Origin of the sequence: Pseudoalteromonas carrageenovora IAM 12662 (assembly GCF_900239935.1) — a bacterium.
GTDB classification, from domain to species: Bacteria; Pseudomonadota; Gammaproteobacteria; order Enterobacterales; family Alteromonadaceae; genus Pseudoalteromonas; species Pseudoalteromonas carrageenovora.
On record NZ_LT965928.1, the window covers coordinates 2,008,212 to 2,034,887 of the forward strand.

Annotated in this window: 20 protein-coding genes and 2 pseudogenes; 6 read left to right on the forward strand and 16 right to left on the reverse strand. The window is 39.6% G+C overall.

Annotated features, from left to right (window positions below; translation table 11 throughout):
• The first annotated feature begins 68 nt into the window (after positions 1 to 68).
• Complete coding sequence (locus ALFOR1_RS09100) at positions 69 to 1,916, forward strand: ABC transporter ATP-binding protein (protein WP_104642760.1); 1,848 nt, start codon at positions 69 to 71, stop codon at positions 1,914 to 1,916.
• A 106-nt stretch (positions 1,917 to 2,022) separates the two neighbouring features.
• Here the strand turns inward: ALFOR1_RS09100 and ALFOR1_RS09105 are convergent, their stop codons facing one another.
• The 3 genes from ALFOR1_RS09105 to ALFOR1_RS09115 form a co-directional block, all read right to left on the reverse strand.
• A complete protein-coding gene (locus ALFOR1_RS09105) occupies positions 2,023 to 2,442 on the reverse strand; it encodes an MAPEG family protein (RefSeq protein ID WP_104642761.1) in 420 nt (139 codons plus the stop codon).
• Positions 2,443 to 2,616: 174 nt separating this feature from the next.
• The gene (locus ALFOR1_RS09110; RefSeq protein WP_232007032.1) at positions 2,617 to 4,911 is read right to left on the reverse strand and encodes a tetratricopeptide repeat-containing diguanylate cyclase; all 2,295 of its coding nucleotides are present in this window, start codon (positions 4,909 to 4,911) and stop codon (positions 2,617 to 2,619) included.
• A 267-nt stretch (positions 4,912 to 5,178) separates the two neighbouring features.
• Positions 5,179 to 6,258, reverse strand: a complete 1,080-nt coding sequence (locus ALFOR1_RS09115; protein WP_104643648.1) for an endonuclease/exonuclease/phosphatase family protein — start codon at positions 6,256 to 6,258, stop codon at positions 5,179 to 5,181.
• A gap of 284 nt (positions 6,259 to 6,542) precedes the next feature.
• Between ALFOR1_RS09115 and ALFOR1_RS09120 the strand changes: the two genes are divergently transcribed.
• From ALFOR1_RS09120 to ALFOR1_RS09135, 4 genes are all read left to right on the forward strand, one after another.
• Complete coding sequence (locus ALFOR1_RS09120; RefSeq protein WP_104643649.1) at positions 6,543 to 8,834, forward strand: peptidase U32 family protein; 2,292 nt, start codon at positions 6,543 to 6,545, stop codon at positions 8,832 to 8,834.
• 9 nt (positions 8,835 to 8,843) lie between these two features.
• Positions 8,844 to 9,503 carry a glutathione S-transferase gene (locus ALFOR1_RS09125; RefSeq protein WP_104642763.1) on the forward strand — a complete coding sequence of 220 codons (660 nt, stop codon included), beginning with the start codon at positions 8,844 to 8,846 and terminating at the stop codon, positions 9,501 to 9,503.
• Positions 9,504 to 9,582: 79 nt separating this feature from the next.
• On the forward strand, positions 9,583 to 10,845 hold the full coding sequence (locus tag ALFOR1_RS09130) for a valine--pyruvate transaminase (protein ID WP_104642764.1): 1,263 nt from the start codon (positions 9,583 to 9,585) through the stop codon (positions 10,843 to 10,845).
• Between the two features lie 272 nt (positions 10,846 to 11,117).
• A complete protein-coding gene (locus ALFOR1_RS09135; protein WP_104642765.1) occupies positions 11,118 to 12,320 on the forward strand; it encodes an Nramp family divalent metal transporter in 1,203 nt (400 codons plus the stop codon).
• A 90-nt stretch (positions 12,321 to 12,410) separates the two neighbouring features.
• Here the strand turns inward: ALFOR1_RS09135 and ALFOR1_RS09140 are convergent, their stop codons facing one another.
• Positions 12,411 to 12,869 (reverse strand): hypothetical protein, encoded by a 459-nt coding sequence (locus tag ALFOR1_RS09140; RefSeq protein WP_104642766.1) that lies wholly within the window; start codon positions 12,867 to 12,869, stop codon positions 12,411 to 12,413.
• Between ALFOR1_RS09140 and ALFOR1_RS09145 the strand changes: the two genes are divergently transcribed.
• Complete coding sequence (locus ALFOR1_RS09145) at positions 12,854 to 14,041, forward strand: PQQ-dependent sugar dehydrogenase (RefSeq protein WP_104642767.1); 1,188 nt, start codon at positions 12,854 to 12,856, stop codon at positions 14,039 to 14,041. The two genes, ALFOR1_RS09140 and ALFOR1_RS09145, sit on opposite strands and share 16 nt — an antisense overlap.
• Positions 14,042 to 14,375: 334 nt before the next feature.
• On the opposite strand, the gene ALFOR1_RS09150 is transcribed toward ALFOR1_RS09145, so the two are convergent.
• From ALFOR1_RS09150 to ALFOR1_RS09205, 12 genes and pseudogenes are all read right to left on the reverse strand, one after another.
• Positions 14,376 to 15,059, reverse strand: a complete 684-nt coding sequence (locus ALFOR1_RS09150; RefSeq protein WP_104642768.1) for an SMI1/KNR4 family protein — start codon at positions 15,057 to 15,059, stop codon at positions 14,376 to 14,378.
• 107 nt (positions 15,060 to 15,166) lie between these two features.
• Positions 15,167 to 16,316: pseudogene (locus ALFOR1_RS09155) on the reverse strand (IS3 family transposase).
• Positions 16,317 to 16,367: 51 nt separating this feature from the next.
• Positions 16,368 to 17,186: an alpha/beta fold hydrolase gene (locus ALFOR1_RS09160; RefSeq protein ID WP_104642769.1), complete on the reverse strand. Its 819-nt coding sequence runs from the start codon at positions 17,184 to 17,186 to the stop codon at positions 16,368 to 16,370.
• Positions 17,187 to 17,307: 121 nt separating this feature from the next.
• Positions 17,308 to 17,832: a GNAT family N-acetyltransferase gene (locus ALFOR1_RS09165; protein ID WP_104642770.1), complete on the reverse strand. Its 525-nt coding sequence runs from the start codon at positions 17,830 to 17,832 to the stop codon at positions 17,308 to 17,310.
• Positions 17,833 to 18,131: 299 nt separating this feature from the next.
• Positions 18,132 to 18,914: pseudogene (gene serS, locus ALFOR1_RS09170) on the reverse strand (serine--tRNA ligase); the annotation flags it as partial.
• A gap of 186 nt (positions 18,915 to 19,100) precedes the next feature.
• Positions 19,101 to 19,472 (reverse strand): hypothetical protein, encoded by a 372-nt coding sequence (locus tag ALFOR1_RS09175; protein WP_058548754.1) that lies wholly within the window; start codon positions 19,470 to 19,472, stop codon positions 19,101 to 19,103.
• Entirely contained in the window at positions 19,460 to 20,269 is an 810-nt protein-coding gene (locus ALFOR1_RS09180; protein WP_104642771.1) for a hypothetical protein, read from the reverse strand. Before ALFOR1_RS09180 ends, ALFOR1_RS09175 begins: the two co-directional genes overlap by 13 nt.
• Positions 20,270 to 20,473: 204 nt before the next feature.
• The gene (gene serS / locus ALFOR1_RS09185) at positions 20,474 to 21,778 is read right to left on the reverse strand and encodes a serine--tRNA ligase (RefSeq protein ID WP_104642772.1); all 1,305 of its coding nucleotides are present in this window, start codon (positions 21,776 to 21,778) and stop codon (positions 20,474 to 20,476) included.
• A gap of 9 nt (positions 21,779 to 21,787) precedes the next feature.
• On the reverse strand, positions 21,788 to 22,168 hold the full coding sequence (gene crcB, locus ALFOR1_RS09190; protein ID WP_058549793.1) for a fluoride efflux transporter CrcB: 381 nt from the start codon (positions 22,166 to 22,168) through the stop codon (positions 21,788 to 21,790).
• Positions 22,161 to 23,504, reverse strand: a complete 1,344-nt coding sequence (locus ALFOR1_RS09195) for a replication-associated recombination protein A (protein WP_104642773.1) — start codon at positions 23,502 to 23,504, stop codon at positions 22,161 to 22,163. Before ALFOR1_RS09195 ends, crcB begins: the two co-directional genes overlap by 8 nt.
• The gene (gene lolA, locus ALFOR1_RS09200; RefSeq protein ID WP_104642774.1) at positions 23,497 to 24,123 is read right to left on the reverse strand and encodes an outer membrane lipoprotein chaperone LolA; all 627 of its coding nucleotides are present in this window, start codon (positions 24,121 to 24,123) and stop codon (positions 23,497 to 23,499) included. The genes ALFOR1_RS09195 and lolA overlap by 8 nt, the downstream gene beginning before the upstream one ends.
• Positions 24,123 to 26,654, reverse strand: a complete 2,532-nt coding sequence (locus ALFOR1_RS09205) for a DNA translocase FtsK (protein ID WP_104642775.1) — start codon at positions 26,652 to 26,654, stop codon at positions 24,123 to 24,125. Before ALFOR1_RS09205 ends, lolA begins: the two co-directional genes overlap by 1 nt.
• Between the last annotated feature and the right edge of the window lie 22 nt (positions 26,655 to 26,676).

Sequence of the window (26,676 nt, forward strand, 5' to 3'; positions counted from 1 at the left end):
AAACATAAACACGCGGTAAAACCAAAATGGTATGATACCCAACATTATTTGCTATTTAAGTTTTTAAAATGTATCGATTATTTGAAAAAATGACCAACGCATTTCCTGAGGAAAAACCAACTCAGCCGCCCTCTACTCTATTTGCGTTTTGCCGCCATTACACCAAAGGCATGGAGCTATCGTTAGTGCTTATGTCTATCAGTGCAGCTCTTTTAGCTATATTAGAGGTATCACTATTTAGTTACATGGGCCAGCTAGTTGATTGGTTAGGCACATATACCCCGCAAACACTATTTGTAGAACAAAAGTCTGAGCTGATAAAAATGGCTGTTATGCTTTTAGTTGTACTGCCAATTGTTGTGTTTTTTCACTCTGCTATTTTGCACCAAGCATTATTGGGTAATTACCCAATGTCGATTCGCTGGTCGGCGCATCGTTATTTACTGCGTCAAAGTGTTAGCTTTTATCAAAATGAATTTGCAGGTCGCATTGCAACAAAAGTAATGCAAACTTCTTTAGCTGTTCGCGAAGCCGTCATGAAACTGCTTGATGTACTCATGTACATAGTGGTTTATTTTGGCGCTATGGTGTTTTTAGTTGCTGAAGCCGATTGGCGCTTAATGCTACCGTTACTTGCATGGCTTGTACTATATGCTTCTATACAGATTTATTTTGTACCAAAACTTAAAAAAATTGCTAGCTCTCAAGCCGACGCTCGATCAGAAATGACAGGGCGAATTGTCGATAGCTATACAAATATATCAACCATTAAGCTTTTTTCGTACACCCGACGCGAAGAGCAATATGCCAAACAAAGTATGGATGTATTTTTACAGCCCGTATATAAACAAATGCGCTTGGTAACCAGCCTTAACTTTGCAATAAATACCCTTAATTATTTATTAGTATTTAGTGTTGCCGCTTTATCACTTTATTTATGGTCACTTAGTGCAATTAGTGCCGGCGCTATTGCCGTAGCGGTTAGTTTGTCACTTAGATTAAACGGCATGGCGCAGTGGATAATGTGGGAAATAAGCAGCCTGTTCGAAAACATAGGCACCGCAACCGACGGCATGAAAACCCTTTCAAACCCAATTAAAGTAGACGACAAACCAAACGCCACTACACTTGAAATAACTCAAGGTGGCATTGAGTTTGAAAACGTGCACTTTAACTACGGAAAAGCCGCTAACGAGACAAACCGCGGCCCGGTAATGAACGGATTAAATCTCAACATAAAACCGGGTGAAAAAATAGGTTTAGTTGGGCGTTCTGGTGCTGGTAAATCTACGCTTGTTAACTTGCTACTGCGCTTTTACGATACCGACTCAGGCAGCATTAAAATTGATGGTCAAAAAATAACAGATGTAAGCCAAGAAAGCCTACGCCGTTATATAGCTATGGTAACGCAAGACACTTCCTTGCTGCATCGCTCGGTAAAAGACAACATTTTGTATGGGCGCCCTAACGCAACCCACGAGGAAATGTTAAATGCAGCCAAGCAAGCTAAAGCACTTGAATTTATAAACGATTTAGTAGATAGCAAAGGTAATAAAGGGTTTGACGCTCAGGTGGGCGAACGCGGTGTAACACTTTCGGGCGGTCAGCGCCAACGTATTGCCATAGCTCGCGTATTACTTAAAAACGCACCAATATTAATACTCGATGAGGCCACCAGCGCACTCGATTCAGAAGTAGAAGCAGCAATTCAAGCAAGCCTTGATGACTTAATGACGGGCAAAACGGTTATCGCAATTGCACATAGGCTTTCAACCATTGCACAAATGGATAGGTTGATTGTACTCGATAATGGTGGCGTAGTTGAGCAAGGCTCTCACGATGAATTAATTGCCCAAGGTGGAATCTATGCGGGCCTATGGGCACATCAAACAGGCGGATTTATTGGGGTGGAGTAACTTAACATCCATAAAGCCGTGACTTTACATTTCACTACTATGTAATACAAAAAAGCGAAGTAGCTATTAGCCTCTTCGCTTTTTTATTTATGTGATTTAAATTTTTTTATGCAATTAATCTTAAACCAATCATGACTAGCATAACCACGTTTGCCAGCACACCTATCAAAAAGAAGTAAGAACGCGGGCTTGGGTTTTTCTCAGTTGCTATAACGTAATAAAGCGCCATGTGAATTAAGCGTGCTATTACATATACCCAAACACACATAGCAAATATAGGGCTTTGGTAATTAATCACAAACGCAAATAACACAGTACCTATAAATAACGCACTGTTTTCAAGTGTATTATGAAATGTACGATGCGCTCTAAAAATAAAGCTGTCGTGAGATAAATCATCGCTTATTTTACCTGGTACCGCATTGGGCTCTTTAGCTTTGCTAAATGTAGCCACCGCCCATTGCACAAGCAACATAATTAAGTATAGGTAAAAAGCCGAATAGGCCGAAAGTGCAACTTCAGTCATTATTAATCCCTTGTTTAGTGTTTAACTAAATGCTCGTTGCAATTTTGAGACCAAAAATAAATCATTGATATTTCGGTAGTAAATTTAATAACAGTAGTTACATATGTAAGTAACTCTCAATTTTGTATAAAATTTACTTATAATGAAGTATAAAAGATAGCATGAAAAAAGGCTTTACTCAGATCTGAAAAGCTTAAAATCTTCAAAAGACGAATCCCATAAAATTACTTGATTTCGTCCTAATGATTTTGCTTCATAAAGCGCCAAGTCAGCTTGTTCAATCAATTCAGAAGGTGTTCTTGCGCTGAACTTAATAGACGTAACACCAAAACTGCAGGTAACAGGAATTTCATCAAACATCGCTTTTTCTACTTTAATACGAAGGGCTTCTGCAATACGTATTGCTTGCTCTTTAGTGGTATTAGGTAAAATAATACAAAACTCTTCCCCACCAAAACGAGCCACACTATCACCAGCACGAACATTTGCTTGTAAAAGCTTTGCAACGCCAATGAGGACTGTGTCACCAATGCTGTGGCCATAGGTGTCATTAACTGCTTTAAAATGATCAATATCAACCATTAAAATACAGTATTCATCAATCTGAGGTAAATCTAAAAAATCCCGATTCATAACTTCAAATAAAATACGACGATTATAACAATTAGTTAAAGGGTCTCTCGCTGCCAAATAGTCCAGCTCTTCATTACGCTTTTTAGACGCAATAAAACTTCGATAAACCAATAAAACAATTGTTAAGCAAGCGGCTAATAAAAAAGCAAGCGCAATACTTGCATATTTGTTTTTCGAAAGCTCTAACTCAGATATAACTCTTGCTTGGCCAGAAATTTCAATTTCATTGTTTTTCTTAGCAAGCTCTAATTGATATAGCTTTTCTTTTTCTCTTAGCATCTCCAGTTCCATTTCCATTTTGTAAGAATGCAAATGGGCTTTTTCAAGCGCTAGTTTATCTTCGTCTCTTTCGTTTTGAATAATTTCGGTTAGCGCTATTTCTTCTTCTGCGTAACGCAGCGATTCACTTATATGCCCACGCAGTTTTTCAGCTATACGGATCTCACGGTAAGCGTATAGCATATGTAATTTATCATCTATTTGGGTTGATAAAGCGAGTGATCTTTTTAGCAATGTAATAGCTTCATTTGTATCAATACCTACTAAAGTCGCAGCAAGCGCTGTTAGCGACTTTATTTCATAAAGCTTACTACCCGTTTTTTTAGCAAACGATAATGACTCTCTGTAATACTCTAATGCCTGGTCTTTGTTACCTTGCGCGCGATAAATATTAGCTATAATCCGCGCTGTTGTAGAAATGTACGACGTTAGGTTTTTTGTTTTATAAGTTGCGTACGCCCTTTTTGCAAATTGCATCGCTGCTTTTAAATCATCAGATTCTAACTTTATAACAGCCATTTCTCTTAAGGCTGATGCCAGTGTTTTTTCTTCGACCATTCTTTTGGGCAAATCGATGGTTATTTGATAAAAAATTTCTGCCTGATCAAATTGCCTTAAACGAGTGTATATCAACCCCATTTGGTTAGCTGCTTTAGCAATACCAAGCGCATTATCGATTTTTTTATAATATATATATGCCTCATTAATATGCTCAAGCGATTTTTCATAAAGATTAATATGCCGATAAATAATACCTGCCCCAAGCAATGCTTTGGCTAAACCATCAGGGTCATCAATTTTTCTATGTATTTCTATCGCCTGATTAGAATAGCCAAGAGCTACAACGAGGTTGTCTAAATATCGCTGCGCTTCTGCTAACGTATTTAGAGTGCGAGCCATTAACTTTAAATCACCTAAACTAGTGTAAACATCTAACGCTTTTTTATAAAAATGAGCCGTTTGCTCTCTATTTTTTAGGCGCTTATGCGATTGGGCTAACTTTTTGTATGTTTCTCCAAGCTGCTTTTGTATTTCTACGTTTTTGTTAGTTAGATACTTTAGTACTGATGTGTAGTGAGTATTGGCAACGTTGTATTGCTTTTGTTTATAAAAAGAATCAGCTTTAATAATAAGCACCTGCGCAATTAAAAACGCATCATCATATACAAGAGTTGTCGGGAGTAGAGTTTCAATACTGCTGGCAAGTTCATCGTAGCGTTTATCGTCGAGTAATATCTTTACATAATTAATTGATGCCTTTATTTGGTTACGCGCATCATTTAGTGTTCGGTAGTTTTGAGAAGATTGTAAATAGTGATGGAGTGATTTTTTAGCATTGTTATTCTTTTTATACGCTTTGCCTAATAAGTTATGCAGTTTTGCTGCTAACAACACATCATTAGCGCTTTGAGCTTTTGACAGTAATTTTTTACTGAGTTCGATACTTGTTATTACATCAGTATCTAAAAGTAACTCCGCTCTTTTTAGCAACCCACTATTAGATTCGTTACTTGAGCTATATGGGGTAATTTCTTGTGCCCCAACACCACTTAACATAATAAAAAGAGTAAAAAGTAAGGCTTTAATTAAAAATTTAGAATTGTAAATTCGATTGGCAACAAAGGCTCGCACCTGAGAAGTGAGGTCCATCTTTCGAGTATTATTGCAGTAGGTATAAAATTCCATATTTACCATTTAAGTAATTTATTATTGTTTAAACTCTAAATTGTGGCGATAAAATATACAAACTAGTGCGCTTGGTCAAGTTTATAGCCTGTATGCATACTTATAACGTGCACTTTATGTATTAGCGCCTAGAACAACTTAACTTCTTAGTTTAAGCGTTACAAGTACTACACCATGGTCGGTAGTTAAATCATCACGCTCATACTCGGGATTTATTAAATGCCTATCGTAGGTATGGTAGCCGCTTAACTCAAAAAAACTGTCATCGTAGCCGGTATCAAACTCACACGAGAGCAAAATGTAATCAAGTACCGAACTACTCGCACCATAGTAATGGGTTGGTTTCCTAATTAGCTGAGCTTCAACATTTACATTTTCAGTGCTTTTAACTATGCAATCAGAGTGGTCATTGTCGGGTGTATCAGTGCTATTTAAGTTTACTGCGTTAATTCGGTTAAGCTCTGCTTTTTTATATAAATCCCACGAGTCATTCAAGCAGTATTTCACAAGGTAGGTTTTTGCATCAAATGCGGGGGCAAAACGCAGCGTACTTGTAAGTAAGTGGCTAAGTACACCATCAGATAGCTCGTTGTTAAAATCTCCCATTAATACCATGGGTTGCTTCGTAGCTTCACGACGGGCAATCATTTGTATCATTAATAGTGTGGCTTCGCTGCCACGCTGAATAGTTGAGCCCCACCCGCCCGCTACATTCGCTTTTAATATTTCGATTATATTTTTCTCGGGCGTTAGCTCTTTATTATGTTCATCAACTTCAATGGATGGGCGCTTAGATTTAAAATGCACCACATAACAATCGGTATTGCCTATATGCGGAAGCGTTAGGGTTGCTCTTAGTACTTTGCGACTAAATGTAAAATCACTACTAAGACCAAGCTCAATTGCAAGGTCGCTATCGTGCTCAACCGCAGCCACTTCAATAATTGGGTATTTAGAGGCAATAGCCACCACAGGGCGTTTATAAATAAAGTCATCAATCACTTCTGGCGTATCAACTACTGCAAAGTAATTATAACCTTGCCCGCCGACTAACTCTTTTAAAGAATCAATGCTAAAGACTTCCTGAAAGCCAATTATATCGGGCTGGTGATGTGTTAAGTAATCAATAATCCAACGCTGTTTCCTAGCCCATTGCTGCGCGGTATAAATTTTTTCGAAATCATAATACGCATTAGGCGGTGCAAGATAATTAAACAAGTTAAAGGTGGCTATTTTTAGCTCTGTATTAGTTACTATATCGTCTTGCACGCATATACCTGCAGTTAGTTGTTTTGAATCGAATGTACTGATGGATGTCGCCTAAAGTGATCGTTAAATTAGTAGATTATCATTGTATTACATGTACACGTAATAAAGCAGTTCGCTTTTAAGTTTTATAAAAACGTTATTGTTTGTCGTTATTATATTTTTCAATAAATAGCATTAAGGTGGCTAAACATATAATATTCGCGGCAATTAAATATGAGCAAAGTGAAGTTGTAATGAGCAGAAAGATCGAACTATTAGCCCCAGGCGGTGATGTAAACGCGGTTAAAGCCGCCATTGTAGCCGGTGCTAATGCGGTTTATTGCGGGTTAGATACCTTTAATGCACGTAACCGCGCATCTAATCTTTCGTTTGATGAGCTTAACGGCGCACTTCGCTTAGCCCATGAATATGGCTGTGAAATATTTTTAACGCTAAATGTTGTTATATTAGAGCACGAAATGGGTGCCCTATTTAAACTACTAAACCAGCTAGTAAATACAACCCTCGATGGCATTATTGTGCAAGATTTAGGGCTGTTTAATATTGTTAAAAAGCACTTTCCTACTTTGCATATCCATGCATCAACTCAGTTAACGACACATAACGAATCGCAAATTGAATTTTTAGCGCGCATTGGCGCTACACGTGTAAATTTATCGCGCGAGCTTAACTTAAATGAAATTAAAATACTGACCGATGTAGCACACAAGTGCGATGTATTAACCGAAGTATTTGTACACGGCGCATTATGTATTGCGTTTTCGGGGCAATGTTATTCAAGCTCTGTAAGTGTAGGCAACTCAGGTAATCGTGGGCGCTGCTCGCAGGCATGTCGCGATGAATACGAGCCAACAGCCATGGGTAACAAACACCCACTTAACTTAAAAGACAACTCAGCCTATTTTGATTTACCACAGCTTGTAGCTGCAGGTGTTGACTCGTTAAAAGTAGAGGGCCGTATTAAAGGCGCTAACTACGTACATACCGTAGTTGATAGCTGGCGTAAACAAATAGACACCTTTGTACAAACCGGTAATTTAATTGAAGACGATTCAAGCTTATACAAAGTATTTAACCGTAACTTTACTAATAAGTTTTTACAAGGTGACATGACCAAAAACATGTTTACCGATAATCCGCGCGATCACAGTTTTGATCACGCAAACGAAAAAAGTAACGCTATTTCTGTTGTACAAATTTACGATGCGCAACAAGAGCTCGCAGCTGAAAAAAACGATATAGACTTACTTGTTAAAAACAAAACTGCCTGTTTAGATATTTCTAAACGTGAGCTACGTTTTGAGTTTAGCGGACAATTAAATCAGCCATTTACAGTAACACTCATAATAAACGATAAGCACGACAACACCCTAGCAGAGCAAAGCACTTTGCAACCTCAACGCTTTGAAGTGAAATCGCAAATGATGATGCAAGCCGCTGATAAATCAATTGTTGATATTGCTGCCATTGATAAGCGCTTTAAAACCTTTAGTAATGCCAATTTTGAAATTATGAATATGGATTACTCAAAGCTTGGTAGCAACTTAAGTATTCCGTTTAAAGAGCTTGCCCGTATTAAAAAGCAAGTAGCGTTTTTATTAAACGAAGGTAAGTACGTAATAGCACCAGTAGAATTACCAAAACTCGTTAACCACCCTAAAGCCAATAACGACATAACGCTGTCTGTTTTAATATCGGACATAAAAGACGTTCATTTATGCGATTTAACAAAGGGCGATGTTTACTTTAAATTACCTGAAAGCTTTAGGACCGATAACGATAAATACATAAATGTATTTTTAGAGCACCCACAGTTAATTCCGTGGTTTCCGGCTGTGCTAATTGGTAAAGATTTTGACGAAGCTGTGCGTTTACTAGAAGTGGCAAAACCTAAACTTATAATTAGTAACAACACAGGCGTGGCGTATAAAGCTGTGCAAGTGGGTATTGAGTGGATAGCAGGTCCACTTCTTAATACAACAAACTCTTATGCGTTACTTACGCTACAAGAAGATTTAAACGCCAAAGGCGCCTTTATTTCCAACGAAATAAACAAACCACAAATGCGTAACATTAAACGCCCTAATAACTTTAAAATGTTGTACAGCATTTATCACCCAATACTTATGATGACCAGCCGCCAGTGCTTTTTCCAGCAAACCGTTGGCTGTAAAAAACCACGTATTGACGCAAGTTGTATGCTCAGTTGTAAAAAAGAAACCACCGTTACTAATGTAAAAGGCATTAGCTTTGCCATTGATAAACAAAAAGGCGGCTATCCGAGTATATATAATCACGAGCAATTTTTAAATATGGATATTGTGAGCGACTTTGCCGATAAGTTTGACGAGTTTATGATTGATTTAACCGATATAGGCTCAGGCTCAAAAGAAAAACTCGATAAAGCCGAGTTACTCGCGTACTTTCAAAACTTAATTAGCGGGCAAACACACGCGGTTGAACACTTAAATAGCATGGTTAAAGTACAAACCCGCCAGCAATATGTTGAAGGCCTAAATAGCTAAGGTAACTTAATGACACTGCCATTATTATACTCATTACAACACTGTCCTTATGCTATGCGTGCGCGAATGGGTATTTTAATGGCAGAGCAACATGTTTTACTGCGCGCTATAAAAACCAAAAACAAACCACCGCATCTTTTGCACATATCGCCTAAAGGTACGGTGCCAGTTTTGTTATTACCTAATCACCAGGTAATAGATGAAAGCCTAGATATAATGCTTTGGGCGCTTAAAGAGCACGATCCGCATAATTTATTACATACTCATGAGCCGTTAGCGCTTAGGCGTATGCTTGAGTTAATTAAATTAAACGACACACAATTTAAGCCCGTCCTTGAAAAATATAAATTTTACGCACGCACAAAAGACATGGCGCAGTTATATTTCCGCCAAGCATGTGAAGAATTTATAAAGCAATTTGAAGCTAAACTTACTGCGCACAAATACCTAATAAGCGACAATAAAAGTTTAGCCGATTACGCATTACTGCCATTTATTAGGCAATTTGCCCGCGTAGATAAACACTGGTTTGCTCAAAGCGAATATACCAGGGTGCACGCATGGTTAAACCACTTTTTGCAAGCGCCTATGTTTACCAAAGTAATGACAAAATACGACCTATATATGGACACAGGTAATGAGCATTTGTATGGCCCTAAAAATCGCTAATGAATTATTCTCATCATGCAATTTAGGCTCATTATTTACGCTATACTGCCTGCCCCGTTATTAACGTAATACAGGTATTATGAACTACTCAAATTTTGGCACTAAATTTACACAACCCAATGGTATAACGCAGCTTATGGAAGATTTAGGCAGCGCCAACAGCAGCAATAACCCAAATATTGTTATGCTTGGCGGTGGTAACCCCGCACAAGTACCAGAGGTTAATGCCGTATTTTTAGATGAATTACAAAAATTAGTAGCCAGTAATAAAGTAACGCAAGTGTTTGGCTTATACGATGGCCCAACCGGTAACGATGAATTTAGAGCAGCCCTTGCCAAACAACTTAATAGCGAGTTTGCATGGGGGTTAACCGCCGATAATGTAGCGCTGGGGAATGGCAGCCAAGCTAACTTTTTTGTATTGTTTAATATGTTAGCAGGTAAAATGAGTGATGGCAGTACCAAGCGTATATTGTTCCCTCTAGCGCCTGAGTACGTCGGCTATGCCGACCAAGGTTTAGCAGATGATATGTTTGTGGCTATAAAGCCCGACATCGAAATTTTAAATACCTCTAATGGCTCAAAGCAATTTAAATATGTAATTGATTTTGACGCGGTTGAAAAAGTACTTGCTGAAGATAGCAGCATAAGCTCGCTGTGCGTATCGCGCCCTACCAACCCAACCGGTAATGTAATTACCGATGAAGAAGTACGCCACCTAGACGCCCTTGCACACAAATACAATATTCCCCTAATTATTGATAACGCCTATGGCGACCCATTCCCAGGTTGTATTTACACCGATGCAAACCTCACGTGGAACTCAAACATTATATTATGTATGTCGCTTTCAAAACTAGGCTTGCCAGGCCTGCGCACCGGTATTGTGGTTGCGAATAACGAGATTATTAAAGCCATTGGACGAGTTAATGGCTCTATGGTGTTATCACCTAATGCTATTGGCCCAAGCTTGGTAACGCGCTTAATTAACGATGGCGAACTACTGCCTCTGTGTAAAAATACTGTGCTCCCTTTTTATAAAAATAAAGCCCAAACAGCAATTAATTTGTTTGATGAAATTTTTGCAGATCTTCCTGTGTATTTACATAAACTCGAAGGCGCATTTTTTATGTGGCTATGGTTTAAAGATTCAAAAACAACCAGCGAAATGCTCTACCAAAAACTTAAAGAGCAAGACGTGTATATAATTCCTGGTCATAACTTTTTTATAGGTATTGAAGATAGCTGGGAGCACAAACACCAGTGCGTACGTATTAACTATGCCAACGATGAAGTAACACTTAAAAAAGGGCTTGAGGCAATTAAAGCGCTTGTAATGTAAATATGCTTATTAGCATTAGGTGGGCTTATATATTCGTTTAAAATTTATGCAAACGCATTCTATCCCCTTTAAATTTATATATAAATTGGTATCCTACGCGACCTTTTTTAGCATATGCTTATAAAAAAGAACCAGTCAAGGAGCGACTATCGCTACAGGGCACTTATTTTAAGTGGCAGCAATAACACAAAGGCATCGCGTATAATTATTGGTTTTAAACGTTAGATGTAACTTTAAATAGCAACATGCAATAGCACTATTAAGGTCAATTTATGCGATTAGGACCAGGACTACTAGTCACCGCTGCCTTCATTGGGCCAGGAACCATTACTACGGCAAGTGTGGCAGGTGCAAACTTTGGTTTTGCACTCATATGGACATTACTGTTTTCAGTGGTTGCCACCATATTATTACAATCTATGGCGGCGCGCCTTGGCGTTGCAACAGGGCAAGACTTAGCTCAAGCGCTCAGAGCAAATATTCAAACACCTTTATTTAAATCTTTGGCTATATTTTTAGTTATTAGCGCCATTGGTGTGGGCAGTGCCGCCTATGAAGCGGGAAATTTAAGTGGCGCTAGTATGGGCTTAATTGAAATATTCCCGCAGGTGAACGCTCAAATATGGACCCCTCTTATCGCATTTTTAAGTGCAGCATTACTGTATAGCGGTAAACATAAAGTGGTTGAAAATGCGCTAATTTTACTCGTTATTTTAATGAGCTTAGTGTTTATTTCCACACTTGTAATGGCATCGCCTTCACTGGGCGATGTATTTGCTGGTTTTATTCCTAGTATGCCTGAGGGCTCCATTACAACCATACTTGCTTTAATTGGCACTACCATTGTCCCATATAACTTGTTTTTACATTCAGGTGTGCTCGCCACAAGGCATAATAGCAATAGCGATCTGAACAAAGTAATTAAGCAAACTAATGTAGATACCGGCCTCTCTATTACCTTAGGAGGCGTGATCACATTAGCTATTTTATCTACCGCATCGGTCGCCTTTTATGGCACAGATGCGGGGCAAATTAGTGCGGCTAACATGGCCGTGCAGCTAGAGCCCTTACTTGGTGATGCAGCTCATTACTTTTTCGCTATTGGTTTATTTGCTGCAGGGTTAACAAGCGCCATTACAGCGCCGCTTGCCGGTGCTTATGCTGTGTGCGGCATGTTAGGCTGGTCTAACAATATGAGTAACGCACGCTTTAAAGGCGTTGCTATTGTTATCTTATTGTTTGGCGCAGGCGTAGCATCTCTCGGTTTAGACCCTGTTGCGGTAATTATATTCGCTCAGGCGGCTAACGGGTTATTACTTCCAATTGTAAGCACCTACCTTGTATGGCTGGTTAATCAAAAAGGAGTTATGGGAAACTACACAAACTCTTTGCTTTTAAACCTAGTAACTCTACCCGTTTTAATCCTAATTTTTGGGCTAAGTAGCTACAAACTCATTAGTTTGATTTTTAGTTAGATTCTAAAATCATATTTAAAGGCCGCTGTTTACAATAGACAGCGGCCTTCATTTATTAATCAGTAAATAACGTATGAGCCGTATTTATATTCACACACCTAACTTTTTCGGGTTGCGAGCTGTCTTAATTAAGTGGGAGAACGTATAACCCCCAACCGCACCTGCAAGTAGCTGCATATAAAAGCCCCAACCTCGAGCGCCAGCTATAATATGAATATTCATAATCGATTCAATGGCAATGAGCACCACAGCAAGAGCAGTAATACCCGCTACAATAAATAACGCCATATTGTATTGTTTAATATTTTTAGTAAGCTTTGCAGACACTAAAAAAGCAATGGCAAGCGCTATGGCAATAATAGCGCCATAGGTAGGTAATAAACCTAACCAATCATCTAATGATAAATTAATGCGGTCACTTAAGCTGACTACTACGCCTACATTAACTAATTGATTGACAACGTATTGGCTATGAAACAAGCTAGCAAGGGTAAAGGTAAGTAACCAAGAAACTAAAAATATAGGGAGTATACGTGTTAAAAATGGCATGGTTATCTCAACTTAAAATAAAGCTTTTTTCTTACAGTAGCAAAGGCTTGCAATGTAAACAACGACTCTCTCAATTAGCACTATTTTTGTTTGTAGGGCTTTTTGCGTCTACCGCCAGTGCCTCTACATTACCTAAAGAGCAGTACAGTACTCACACTCTAGCAACACAATTAAATTCGCCGTGGAGCATGGTTAAACTGCCAAATGACACATGGCTAATTACAGAGCGCGACGGCCACGTTGTTATTGTAAAAAACAATGCGCAATCAAGAGTAAATTTAAACCTTGAGGGCTTATACGTTGCAGGCCAAGGCGGCTTACTTGATATTGTGCTGTCGCCTAATTTTAACACTACTAAAGAAGTCATATTTACCTACGCACAAGGCAGAGCTGAGTCTAATCGCCTAGTAATTGCAAAAGCTACCTTTAATGGCACCGGCTTTTCAACACCTGTTATTATTTACACAGTAGCGACTGATAAAAATACTCCACAACACTACGCTGGCCGCGCCCTCTTTTTACCCGACAACACTCTACTGTTTTCAACTGGTGATGGCTTTGACTTTAGAGAGCAAGCGCAAGTAATAACCAGCCAACTTGGCAAACTATTACGTATAAACCTAGATGGCACTATCCCAAAAGATAACCCATTTATTAATCACAATAACCCCAATGCACACGCTGTTTACTCGCTCGGTCACCGTAACCCACAGGGCTTAGTGAATGATTACGATACCGAGCAAATTATTAGCCACGAGCACGGCCCCGCAGGTGGCGACGAGCTAAACTATTTAACCCCTGGCACTAATTATGGGTGGCCTGTGATCACCTACGGCAAAGATTACTCGCAAGCGCGTATTTCACCCTTCACCGAATATAAAGGTATGCAAAAGCCTAGCGTAGATTGGACGCCATCAATCGCCCCATCCGGCATGGCGTATTACGGCTCTAAACATGCCGCTTTTCCTTCATTACAACAACATGTACTAATCACAACGCTCGTCGATAAAAAGCTGTACAGCGTTAATCTGGCCAATGGTGAATTTACGCAGTCTCACGTATTCCCAGAGGCGACAGGTAGATTACGGGATGTGTTTGTAACAGCTGAAGGTAATGTTGCGGTATTAACCGATGGTAAAGAGGCAAAGCTAATGTTGGTAATGCCGAATTAATCCCCAAAACAATATGAGGCTCTGTGCCTTGAGAGGGAATTAGCGGCTTAAAATAAGCCGCTTTGGTTAATTTTTCTGATATATTAAGTCAAGATATGACATATTTGGTTTTTCATAAAGTAAACATAAAATCCATTTTTAATAATACGAAATGACACAGATTTAACTTTTAATTATTTTATTACTTGATGTGTGGACTTACTTTTAATTAAATCCATTTGCACCATGGAATGTCCACCTAGTGTATTATTCACTATTTTAAGAGCCATGCGAGACTTTCATACTCACTCGCTATCATCTGTGTAAATTTAGTAATAATTTTTATCTTTGTTACCTAGATATTTTTATTTTTGGTAATCTCATCAAGATACTCAATAATATTCAAACGCTTATTTTGGACAGCTAACTCCTTTACCCCATTTAAACTAATACCTTTATCAATTAGAAATTTAAGTGAATCTAATGCCCCCATAGCTCCTGCTAATTCAGAGAAGCTAAAGCCATATCGATCTCTCCAACCTATTCCATTTTTATCGATTAAGCGTTGAATTTCTGCCAAGTCATTTTGGGCAATCGCTTTGTTAGTTTCTTCTGGGATCTCTGGGATTTCCATTCTAAGCATATTTAAATAACCTTCGAATGAATCGCTGATTTTATAATATTTACCTGAGTCATCTAAATATATAACTGAAGGTACTTCTATATCAAAGTTTAACCCATGAATCATAACTCCTTCATCGGCAATTATAACTAAGCGATTTATTAAAACTTGATCATCACTATCATCTAATGAGACAACTGCTAATTCCGCTACAGAGTTATAAAAAGGCAATCCATGTCTTCTCCCGTTTAATTCAAGTTCTAACTGAGAAATACCACCATCAGCTACCAATAACAGTTTCCTATAAAGTTCAGGCAACTTTATCTTATTTTTGTCCTCAAAAGCCTTAATATTCTCGATTGAGGCTCCGTTTTCTTTTTCTAAGGTCACGTCTGACCAAAACTCTTCTAAATGCATTTTTATATCTCCACATTTTCATTAAATTGACCATCAGGAGATAAAATAAGCTTAGAGTCATAATTAAACAATGACCCATTATGAAATATTGGACTTCCCAGCTTTCACTAGACAGTTTTTAACTCAGAATAGTACGCTTCTTCAAACTTAGCAGGTGAAACACCGCCTGTGTGTGAATGACGCTTTTTTGGATTGTAAAACATTTCTATAAAATTAAATATCTCAGCTTTCGCATCTTCGCGTGTCGAGTATATCTTACGCTTAATTATTCGCTTTTTAATTGTCGCAAAAAAGCTTTCAGCAACCGCATTATCATGACAGTTTCCAGCACGGCTCATCGAAGGCACAAGATTATGTTCTTTCATAAATGCGAGAGATAGTCAGCGCTACCATATTGACTACCTTGATCGCTATGCACCATTACCTCAGCCTGCGGTTGACGTTGATATACAGCCATCAACAATGCGTTTATAACAAGGTGCTTGTCCATATTTTTATCCATCGACCAACCCACAATACGCCTAGAGAATAAGTCCATTACTGTTGCCACATATAAAAAACCTTCATAAGTTCTTATGTAAGTTATGTCGCTCACCCACGATTGATTCGGCGCAGGTGGGTTAAATTGACGCGCTAATAAGTTATCTGCAATCCGCGATGTCTTACCACCTTTGATATGGCGACGCTTATACCCTATTTGTGCTTTAAGCTTATGTTGTCGCATGATCTTAGCTACACGATTTACGCTACATTGCTCACCGGCTTCACGCAAGTCTGCATGTATCCAAGGGCTACCATACGTACCGCCACTGGCTACATAAAACGCTTTAATGAGCTTCAACAAGCGATTATCTTCAAGCGTTCGATTGCTTATGGGCTTTTTTAACCATGCATAAAAACCACTTCGGTGCAGCTTAAAAAGGCGGCACATCGTAGTGATAGAAAATTCATTTTGGTGATCACGAATGAAGCCGTACTTTACTCGGGGTTGCTGGCAAAGTACCTTGCGGCCTTTTTTAAAATGTCTCGTTCCTCCGTGACACGTTTTAACTCAGCCTCTAATTTGGCGATCTTCAGTTTTTCATCGGATGATTGAACGGATTTAGGTTTATCTGATAATTGGCTTCGCCAGTGATATAACGTTTTGGTACAAATATCTAATCGTTCAGCGACTTCAGCAACTGAATATCCACGCTCAGTCATTTGTTTAACAGCCGCTTCTTTAAACTCTTGGGTATAACGCTTGCCTTTGCTCATAAAACACCTCTTATTAGAAGTTACAATGTAACTCATTAGGTGTCTAGCAAACTATGGGAAGTCCACACCTTCCACCAATTCCAAGACAGACTTAATTGCTTTAAAAGTGAATTCGGGGTCTTGAATTGGCAAATTATGACCTACTTTGTCTGTGACAATATGAGTTGATATTGAGTTATTTGAAATAAGTTCTTGGTGTAGTGCTCTCCAAGCAATTTTTCCTTTCTCACTGTGTCCAATCCACCAATCCGATTCCCCTATTTGAGACGAGGTGACTATTACGGTTGGAACGTTATGAGTAGGTTGTGAAGGGAAAAGTACGTTATTAGTGTAGATATCCTGTAGAATTTGCCATTCAGGTTGATTTTTTAATATCGAATTAAGTCTGGCATTGTCATTTTTGGCCTTTTCTGGGTCAATTGCTTCGAGCTCTTTTTGAAAAAGCTCATGACTAGGATCTAGTAAGACCAAACCGGAAACTCTATCCACAAAATTGTGAGCAAAGTTTCTTGCATGAAAACCACCAAATGAGTGACCAACAAGTATTAAATTATCTTGTGCATTTAGCTGAAACAGAAGTTTTTCTAAGCGCAATAAAGAGCGTTCTAAACTGACTTTAGATGAATCACTAGATGAGCCATTTCCAGCGCGTGAGTAAATGATTACTCTAGAATTTAGTCTATCAGCAAATGGTAAAAAAGAGTCCCAATAGTTGACGCCCATGCCAACACCCGACTCAAAAACAAAAGTGTACTTTCCCTTCCCAAAGTCCAAATATTCAATTGAAACATCGTCCACCTGAATTTGTTTGGTTTGTCCAAGAGCAGAAAATGAAATTGAAAAAATCAGAGCTAAAATATATCGAAACAACCGCTTAATTCTCCGTGGTGTATAACTTTTCAATAACGGGCGCAGGCACGTAGGGTATAATGGCGAAGCCGCCCTGCGTGTAGGCGTCCCAGCGAACGCAGTGAGTGAGTTAATTGAGTTGTTATGCCACTGCGCGTAGATATTTAAAACCATGAAATGATTTTCCCTGATGCTTAAAACCATTTGGTATACATAAATCTAAATGAAAACCATTGTTTAACAAAACTTTTTCTGAAGCTGGATTGTTGTTGATTACAAAAGCGGAAAGACAATTTAGGCCGAGTTCTTTGGCAACGCTGACAAGATGTTTGACGCATGCAGTACCAATACCTTTGCCTGTTGCGCGTTTTCCAACGCGATAACCGATTTCTGCGTTTCCTTTGGACTGAATGCTCTTAATGTTGGCCCGGGCAAGGACAACGCCATTTGCGAGAAGAACGAATGATTCTCCCGAAAGGTTCTGAAGATCTACTATGTGTTTTTGAACACCAGAAAGAGAGTAAAAGCTTTCACTCCTTGGTTCGATAAAAGATTCAAAGTGCTTTCGGTTTTCTAACTCGAACGCCAGCAATTTACTTACGTGAGATTCATTTAATGGTTCGAAGAGCATAGATATCCAAGGGCATAACAACTTTGTATCCGACATTTGTCGCTTTACAAACCGACAAATGTCCAAATATTACGAAGCATCTAATTTAACCAGCTAATAAGCGCTTGTAAACAATTAGTTAGCTCTCATATAAATTTGCTGGATGTAGAAAAATACGAAAGTGGTAGAGGTCAGTAATATTGGACATAAGAGTATACATTAATAAATAACAAAACTTAGACTTTTTTGTTTGACCTTTAACCTCGAACCTTTCACCTTCTTCTTACAACAAAAAAGCCGCTGTTCGTTTAGAACAGCGGCTTTTCTACTTAAAGCTAAAAACTAATAGCTCGTTTTTAAGTTTTACCAATTACTTCAAGTCCACCCATATATGGGCGTAATACTTCAGGTACTATTACTGAACCATCGGCTTGTTGTTAGTTTTCTAGTATGGCTACGAGTGTATGGCCAACGGCTAAACCTGAGCCATTTAGTGTATGTAATAACTCTGGCTTTTTAGCACCTTCACGGCGAAAACGAGCTTGCATACGGCGTGCTTGGAAATCGACCATATTTGAATAAGACGAAATTTCGCGGTAGGTATCTTGCGCCGGTAACCATACTTCTAAGTCGTATGTTTTAGCTGCGCCAAAGCCCATGTCGCCCATACATAAAATTACTTTGCGGTACGGAAGTTCTAGTGCTTGTAGTATTTGCTCTGCGTGGCCTGTTAGCTCTTCAAGTGCTTGCATAGAATCTTCTGGTTTTACTAGTTGTACTAGTTCAACTTTATCAAACTGGTGCTGGCGAATTAAACCACGTGTATCGCGCCCGTAGCTGCCTGCTTCACTTCTAAAACATGGCGTGTGTGCAGTTAAGCGAATTGGTAAATCACTTTCTTCGTAAATTTCGTCACGTGCGCTGTTTGTAAGCGGTACTTCTGCTGTAGGGATTAAGCTAAAGCCAGCTTGTTGTTCACCGTCGTCGTTTACTAGGCCTAATGTGTGGAACAAGTCGCCTGCAAACTTAGGCAATTGGCTTGTGCCGTAAAGGCTTGCGCTGTTTACTAAGTACGGTACATACATTTCTGTATAACCGTTTGTGTCTGTGTGGGTGCCTAGTATGTTTTGCGTTAGAAATTTAAGGATGTTAATTAATTGCTTCTAGTTTCATTTATAGTGTCTACTAAGTATTTTACTTAGTAGAAGCAACCTGATTTAAAATTTTGTCTGTCATTGTATCGGCCATAACAACACCCGTTTTCTCTATAAAAAATGATTATAGGTCTGTAGTAATAATGAAGAGCAAGTGCTGTAGTAAACCTCTTAATCCACGCATGCTCTATTTAAATCATTTGAAAGTATCTCAATTTGCCGGATTGTATCTTCTACCTTTTTTCTAATCTCTTCTTTAGTAAAAACTATATGGCAGCCACTTTTACTAATTATTTCCAATGAAGTTAAATTTTTATCCATTGTTTTTGCTTCGGTAGATGACTGCTGATATTGCCATACATTTACTTCACCTGATTTTAAAGGCATTTCCATCACTTGAGTTCCGTACTCGCTTTTAAAAACCGCTTTTAATAATAAGTGTTCATCAGTCGAATTTTTAACACTTGCCCAGTAAGTACTTGAACATGCAGTAAGAACAAATATTGATAAAAACACTAGCGCTGAGTTTTTTATTTTTTCCATACAATTTCAGAACTCCAGATTAACCTTTTAATATCAATTTCAAAAGCAATACTGTTTGTGATACGTTGTTTCATATCAGCATTATTTTTAGTTTCATTATAGTATCTCATTAAATCAATTTTACCTTTTTTCGGATAGCCTGGAGTAGATGATTTAACACTCTGTAAAAGGGTATTACTGCTACCTTTATGGCCCCAAGATAAACTAATCCCTCCAACATACATTAAAATTGAATGTCCGAATTCATGAGCAGAAACCAATTTAAATTCTTCATTAATCATTTCTTCGGGTATACCAGCTTTTCTAGATCCTTTTTGGTATTTAAAACTTGCATCTATGCCTAAAATTGAAGGGTTTGATGAACGGCCATAATCTGGGGTCTCTTCAATTTCTAGATCTACAGGAATCGCATCTGCGCTGTTTTTATGCAATGGGTTTACTATTACGTTAAACCGAACACCTGCAACTGTAATACTATTTGACCAATATTTCTTGATTCCATCTACAGCAAGTCCTTTTAACTTTTTATAGTCACCGTCCCTTAAATTATTTTTTTTGAAATTGAGGAAAACATTTATACTAATAGTTCTTAAACTACTATTAATAATACTTTTTGCCCAAGTGGCTCCATGGGCACCGTTATGGACTTTTATTTTTCTTATTGGTCCTTGTCTCGAGGGACCAACAGTCCTCATCCTAAAATTAACTGTCGGTTTATCGATATCTTTATGTAAGTATTCTTCGAAGATTTTTAACGTAAGGTTGTTATTCTTATCTTTAGCAACTGCGGCTTCCATTTATGTACTCCATGACAATCTATATGATTGAAAACTTTGGTTAAGTTTACAATTCCTTTCCCCTATTATAGAAACACTATAATACCTAAAATATTTGAAAGTCAAACATAGGTTATATTTTTACAAGACATTTAAAACAAAAAAGCCGCTGTTTATTTAAAACAGCGGCTTTTCTACTTAAAGCTTAAAACTGGCAGCTCGTTTTTAAGTTTTACCAATCACTTCAAGTCCACCCATGTATGGGCGTAATACTTCTGGTACTACAACTGAGCCGTCCGCTTGTTGGTAGTTTTCTAGTATGGCAACTAGTGTACGACCAACCGCTAAACCTGAACCGTTTAGTGTATGTAGTAACTCTGGTTTTTTAGCACCTTCACGGCGAAAACGTGCTTGCATACGGCGTGCTTGGAAATCGTGCATATTTGAACAAGACGAAATTTCGCGGTAGGTATCTTGCGCCGGTAACCATACTTCTAAGTCGTATGTTTTAGCTGNGCCAAAGCCCATGTCGCCCATACATAAAATTACTTTGCGGTACGGAAGTTCTAGTGCTTGTAGTATTTGCTCTGCGTGGCCTGTTAGCTCTTCAAGTGCTTGCATAGAATCTTCTGGTTTTACTAGTTGTACTAGTTCAACTTTATCAAACTGGTGCTGGCGAATTAAACCACGTGTATCGCGCCCGTAGCTGCCTGCTTCACTTCTAAAACATGGCGTGTGTGCAGTTAAGCGAATTGGTAAATCACTTTCTTCGTAAATTTCGTCACGTGCGCTGTTTGTAAGCGGTACTTCTGCTGTAGGGATTAAGCTAAAGCCAGCTTGTTGTTCACCGTCGTCGTTTACTAGGCCTAATGTGTGGAATAAGTCGCCTGCAAACTTAGGCAATTGGCTTGTGCCGTAAAGGCTTGCGCTGTTTACTAAGTACGGTACATACATTTCTGTATAACCGTTTGTGTCTGTGTGGGTGTCTAGCATGTATTGCGTTAATGCACGGTGCATACGTGCTACTTGGCCGCGCATTACTGTAAAGCGTGCGCCACTAATTTTAACGCCCATTTCAAAATCTAGGCCGTTTAGGTCTTGCCCTACATCTACGTGATCTTTTACTTCAAAGTCGTACTTTTTAGGCGTGCCCCAGGTAAGTATTTCAACGTTGTCGTCTTCATCAGCGCCTTCTGGTACTGATTCGTCTGGCAAGTTTGGAATTGCTAATGCAATGTCGTTAATGGCGTTTAATACTTCGTCTTGCGCTTTTTTAGTGGCGTCTAATTCGCTGCCTAAATTTGCCACTGCGTCTAGTAGTGGTTGTGCGTCTTCGCCTTTTGCTTTTGCTTGGCCAATGGCTTTAGCACTGGCGTTACGTTGACTTTGAAGCTCTTGCGTTTTTACTTGTAATGTTTTGCGTTGCTCTTCAAGTTCTGTCACTTTTGCAACATCAAGCTCGTAGCCACGAGCCGCTAAGCGTGCTGCAGTTTGCTCAACGTCTTGTCGTAAATATTTAGAATCTAACATGTTAGTTTTTTAACCTTTTTGCATTACCAGCTGAAGGCCCAGCCAAGCCATAAAAATACAGATCATCACATTTAAGATGATATTGAGGGCCATTTTAATAAAGTGACCTTGTTGTAACAACAACAACGAGTCCATTGAGAATGTTGAAAAGGTGGTTAACGCACCTAAAAAGCCAATACCAATAAGGGTTTTAGCGGGGCTTGCGGTGATAATTTCTTTATCTATCAAACCGTACAAAATGCCCATTAACAATGAACCCAGAATATTAACCGTCAACGTGCCAAAAGGGAATCCCCTACCGAGGAGTTTTAGCATGGTTTCGCTAATAAAAAACCGTAAACAGGCTCCTGAGGCGCCGCCAAGGGCAATCATCACATAAAGTTTAATCATTTTCGTACCGTTTAAGTGAGCTTTGCGCATCGCGCTCTTTTAGGTAATCGAGTTTTTGTTTAATTTTTTGCTCAAGGCCGCGATCGCTCGGTAAGTAATATTCCTTAGTGTCCATTTCTGGCGGTAAGTACTTTTCACCTGCAGCAAATGCGCCTTCTTCGTTATGCGCATAGCGGTACTCGGCGCCATAACCTAAGTCTTTCATTAAGTTGGTTGGTGCATTGCGTAAATGCTCTGGCACGGGGTAACTTGGCTCGTTTTTGGCATCAGCCTTTGCTTGGTTAAATGCCATATAAACCGCATTACTTTTGGGTGCGCTGGCTAAATATAAAGTGGCCTGTGCAATGGCGCGTTCGCCCTCGCTTGGGCCTACACGCTGAAAAATATCCCATGCGTTTAAGGCCACTTCCATCGCACGCGGATCGGCATTACCTATGTCTTCTGTGGCAATGGCAAGTAAGCGCCTTGCTACATAAAGTGGGTCGCCACCGCCGGCTAAAATACGGCAATACCAATAAAGCGCACCATCGGGTGAGCTGCCTCGTACTGACTTATGAAAAGCCGATATTAAATCGTAAAATTCATCGCCGCCTTTATCGTATTTAGCTAAATGGGTGGGAAGTACTTGGCTTAATACGTGCTCGTCTACGTTGTATGTGCCATTTTGCTCGGTGGTTAAATCAACCGCTTGTTCAAGCAGGTTTAACACTTTTCGTGCATCACCACCGCTTGCTTGGCACAGTGCCTGTTTGGCGTTATTAGCAATAACTATATTTTTTTGGTTTAGTTGCTCATCTTGCAAAAGTGCGCGCTCTATAACTGTGTATAAGTCGCTCTCTTGTAATGACTTTAAAACATAAACGCGTGCGCGCGATAAAATAGCGTTATTAAGTGCAAACGAGGGGTTCTCGGTTGTTGCGCCTACAAATATAAAGGTGCCATCTTCTATGTGAGGTAAAAATGCATCTTGCTGCGATTTGTTAAATCGGTGTACTTCATCCACAAACATTAAAGTGCGTTGCCCACGGCTTTGCAAGTTATCTTGGGCTTGCGTTACGCTGTCGCGAATATCTTTTACGCCTGCGGTAACAGCCGACATTTGAATAAGCTCGGCATCGGCATGATTTGCAATAATTTGCGCAAGGGTTGTTTTACCCACCCCTGGCGGGCCCCACAAAATTAAGCTGTGGCAACGCCCAGCAACAATGGCTTGATGCAGGGGTTTATCGTCACTTAATAAATGTTGCTGACCTATATATTCGTCAAGCGTTGTTGGGCGCATTCGCGCAGCAAGCGGGCGTACATCGGGCCCAAAGTTAAAGCCTAAACTATTCACCGTTACTCTGATCGTCTATTTCAACACCCTCTGGCGGGGTAAATTCAAAGGTACTTGTATCAAGCTCGGTATTTACTTGTGCATCACTAAAACTAAATGATGAAAGCTGACCAGAGTTATCCGTCACGATTAATTTAGCAAGGCCTTGCTCGTTACCTGCAAAGGTAATATCAAGCTGCTCGACTTGGCTCTCTACGCCTTTATTTGGCGTAACACTAAAGCCAGAGCTAGTAGCTTGTACGCTGTACTTTTCCCATTGAGCGGGATCTTTTGAAGTAAGCAATACAAACGGTGTTGAGTCTATCAGGCTGTGGGTATCCATTATGGTTACTTGCTCAGCAAAGCTGTCGAAGTAATAGGTTTTATCGCCATTTGATACAAATAAAGTATCGTCTGGGTTTGTTTGTTGCCAGCGGATCATCATAGGTTGTTTAAGGGCAATTGTGCCCTCGCCTTGCATAACAGCTTGGCCTTGCGAATCGGTTACGTTTTGTGAAAACTGCGCTTTAAAGCTTCTAAGTGTGGCGAGTTTGTCTTGCAGTGCTTGGCTGTCATCAGCAAAGCTAGGCGTGGCAACTAAGCTGCCAAGCACTAATAATAAACTGTTTAATTTTTTCATCAATTTGCTCCATTAGGTACTAATACATCGCGAGCACCATTATGACCTGGTGAACTTACGATACCTGATGTTTCCATTTGTTCTACTAGTCGTGCTGCGCGGTTATAGCCAACACGCAATTTACGCTGTACTGACGATACCGATACTTTACCGGTTTCTATTACAAATGCGACTGCTTCGTCGTATAAAGGGTCTGACTCTTCGTCGGCGTTTTCGCTGGCTTCACCGGGTAATAAAATATCTTCTGTTGCATCACCATTTAAAATTTCATCTACGTAGTTTGGTTTACCACGTGCTTTCCAATCATTTACAACGGCGTGCACTTCATGGTCGTCTACAAACGCGCCATGCACACGCTCTGGTACACTTGTGCCTGGCGGTAAATAAAGCATGTCACCCATGCCTAATAGGTTTTCGGCGCCTTGCTGGTCAAGTATGGTACGCGAGTCTATTTTACTTGATACCTGAAACGCCATTCGTGTAGGTATATTGGCTTTAATTAAGCCAGTAATTACATCTACCGATGGGCGCTGTGTTGCAAGTACTAAGTGTATGCCTGCTGCACGTGCTTTTTGCGCAATACGGGCTATTAGCTCTTCAACTTTTTTACCTACAATCATCATCATGTCGGCAAATTCGTCAATAACTACCACTATACTTGGTAGTTTATCTAGCTCATCGGGACCTTCTTTCATGCCGTCGGTGTCTTTAAATAATGGGTCAAGAATTGGGTAACCCGCCTCTTTGGCCTCAAGTACTTTTTGGTTATAACCTTTTAGGTTACGCACACCTAGCGCCGACATTAACTTATAGCGGCGCTCCATTTCACCTACACACCAACGCAGCGCATTAGCCGCTTCTTTCATATCGGTAACTACTTCACACAATAAATGCGGTATACCTTCGTAAACTGAAAGCTCTAGCATTTTAGGATCAATCATGATCATACGTACATCGTCAGGGCCCGATTTATACAGCAAGCTTACTATCATGACATTAACGCCCACTGATTTACCCGAACCAGTTGTACCAGCAACGAGTAAGTGTGGCATTTTACCTAAATCAGCACACACAGGTTGCCCTGCAATATCTTTACCTAACACCATGGTCAATGGCGATGGGTTTTGCTCAAATTTAGGCGCGTTTATTACTTCTGACAAACGGACTATTTCGCGGTGTTTATTAGGCAGCTCAATACCGATATATGTTTTACCCGGTATAACTTCAACTACGCGTACGCTAATAGCTGAAAGCGAACGGGCTAAATCTTTAGATAAGCCAGTAATTTTAGACACTTTTATACCTGGTGCTAAATCAAGCTCAAAACGCGTTACTACGGGCCCTGGGTAAACCCCTACTACAGTGGCTTGCACGTTAAAGTCGAGTAGTTTTGTTTCAACAAGACGCGATACACTATCGAGCTCTTCTTGCGAAATTGGGTTTTTAGCTTTGTCTGGTCTATCGAGTAAATCGAGTGAAGGTAAAGGCCCCGGCGGTGGCTCTTTATCAAGTAACTCTTCAAATTTTTCTTTTGCTGTTGGCGGTGGCTGATACGCAGGTTTTGGCTTAGGCATGGGTCTAGCTGGCGATACAACCGTAGTAACTGGTTTTTCACTCTCAACGACTTGGCTTTGATCAAGCGCGTTAAGTGCAGCCTCTGTATCCATTGGCTCGTCATCTATGGCACTAAAGCCAATTTCTTGATCGAGTATATCGTCAAGCTCATCAAATGGGCTGTAGTCATCACTAATTTGTGGTTCACTAAACGTTGGTTGCTCTTTAGTAATGGCTTTTTGTTTGTCTTGTTTTTTATTGTTAGTCGGTGCTTGTTCAAATTCGGGGGAATCGTTTAGCTCATTGTTTGTATCAAACGCGATTTCATCAAAACTTTCATCGTTAAACTGAGCATCAGCTTGTACTGCACTACCCGCAATACGTTCTCGATGCATCCAACCTTGTGCATAGTCTTTAGCATAACGATAAAACCTAACAACTAAATCGCCCAACCAGTCTACAAACTCAACCCATGACACACCTGTTAATAGGGTTAAGCCGGCAAAAAAGAAGCACAATAATAAAATAGTGGTACCGGTAAAATTAAACGCAGGCATCATTGCTGATGCAATAACATCGCCCACTACCCCACCAGACGAAAAGTTATAAATATCGTCAAAATTAATACTGCTAATTGCGGTAGCTGACGTTATAAATAACGAAAAGCCAATAACACGAAGTGCAAGCGTTGTGTAATCAAGCTGTAAAATTCGGTGAGGTTGCTTAAACAATAAATAGCCAACCAACTGAATTGCCGCAGGTACAAAGTACGCGAGCCAACCAAAGGTAAGTAATAATATATCAGCAATCCACGCACCAGCAGCGCCTGTAATATTACTTACTTCGCTAAAGCTTGTTTGTGACCAAGCAGCATCTGCTGGATCAAAGCTGATCAAGGCACATAAAATGAAAATTGCCGCAAAGGTACTGATTATCAGCCCTGTTTCTAATAGTCTTTGCACACCGTTTAGGCGCATAGCTTCCTATCCCTCTTTATTA

Coding starts and splice junctions, on each gene's coding strand:
- ALFOR1_RS09100 (WP_104642760.1), top strand. CDS start 69: ATGTATCGATTATTTGAAAAAATGACCAACGCATTTCCTGAGGAAAAA.
- ALFOR1_RS09105 (WP_104642761.1), bottom strand. CDS start 2,442: ATGACTGAAGTTGCACTTTCGGCCTATTCGGCTTTTTACCTATACTTA.
- ALFOR1_RS09110 (WP_232007032.1), bottom strand. CDS start 4,911: ATGTTAAGTGGTGTTGGGGCACAAGAAATTACCCCATATAGCTCAAGT.
- ALFOR1_RS09120 (WP_104643649.1), top strand. CDS start 6,543: ATGAGCAGAAAGATCGAACTATTAGCCCCAGGCGGTGATGTAAACGCG.
- ALFOR1_RS09125 (WP_104642763.1), top strand. CDS start 8,844: ATGACACTGCCATTATTATACTCATTACAACACTGTCCTTATGCTATG.
- ALFOR1_RS09130 (WP_104642764.1), top strand. CDS start 9,583: ATGAACTACTCAAATTTTGGCACTAAATTTACACAACCCAATGGTATA.
- ALFOR1_RS09135 (WP_104642765.1), top strand. CDS start 11,118: ATGCGATTAGGACCAGGACTACTAGTCACCGCTGCCTTCATTGGGCCA.
- ALFOR1_RS09140 (WP_104642766.1), bottom strand. CDS start 12,869: ATGCCATTTTTAACACGTATACTCCCTATATTTTTAGTTTCTTGGTTA.
- ALFOR1_RS09150 (WP_104642768.1), bottom strand. CDS start 15,059: ATGCATTTAGAAGAGTTTTGGTCAGACGTGACCTTAGAAAAAGAAAAC.
- ALFOR1_RS09165 (WP_104642770.1), bottom strand. CDS start 17,832: ATGTCGGATACAAAGTTGTTATGCCCTTGGATATCTATGCTCTTCGAA.
- ALFOR1_RS09175 (WP_058548754.1), bottom strand. CDS start 19,472: ATGGAAAAAATAAAAAACTCAGCGCTAGTGTTTTTATCAATATTTGTT.
- ALFOR1_RS09180 (WP_104642771.1), bottom strand. CDS start 20,269: ATGGAAGCCGCAGTTGCTAAAGATAAGAATAACAACCTTACGTTAAAA.
- crcB (WP_058549793.1), bottom strand. CDS start 22,168: ATGATTAAACTTTATGTGATGATTGCCCTTGGCGGCGCCTCAGGAGCC.
- lolA (WP_104642774.1), bottom strand. CDS start 24,123: ATGAAAAAATTAAACAGTTTATTATTAGTGCTTGGCAGCTTAGTTGCC.
- ALFOR1_RS09205 (WP_104642775.1), bottom strand. CDS start 26,654: ATGCGCCTAAACGGTGTGCAAAGACTATTAGAAACAGGGCTGATAATC.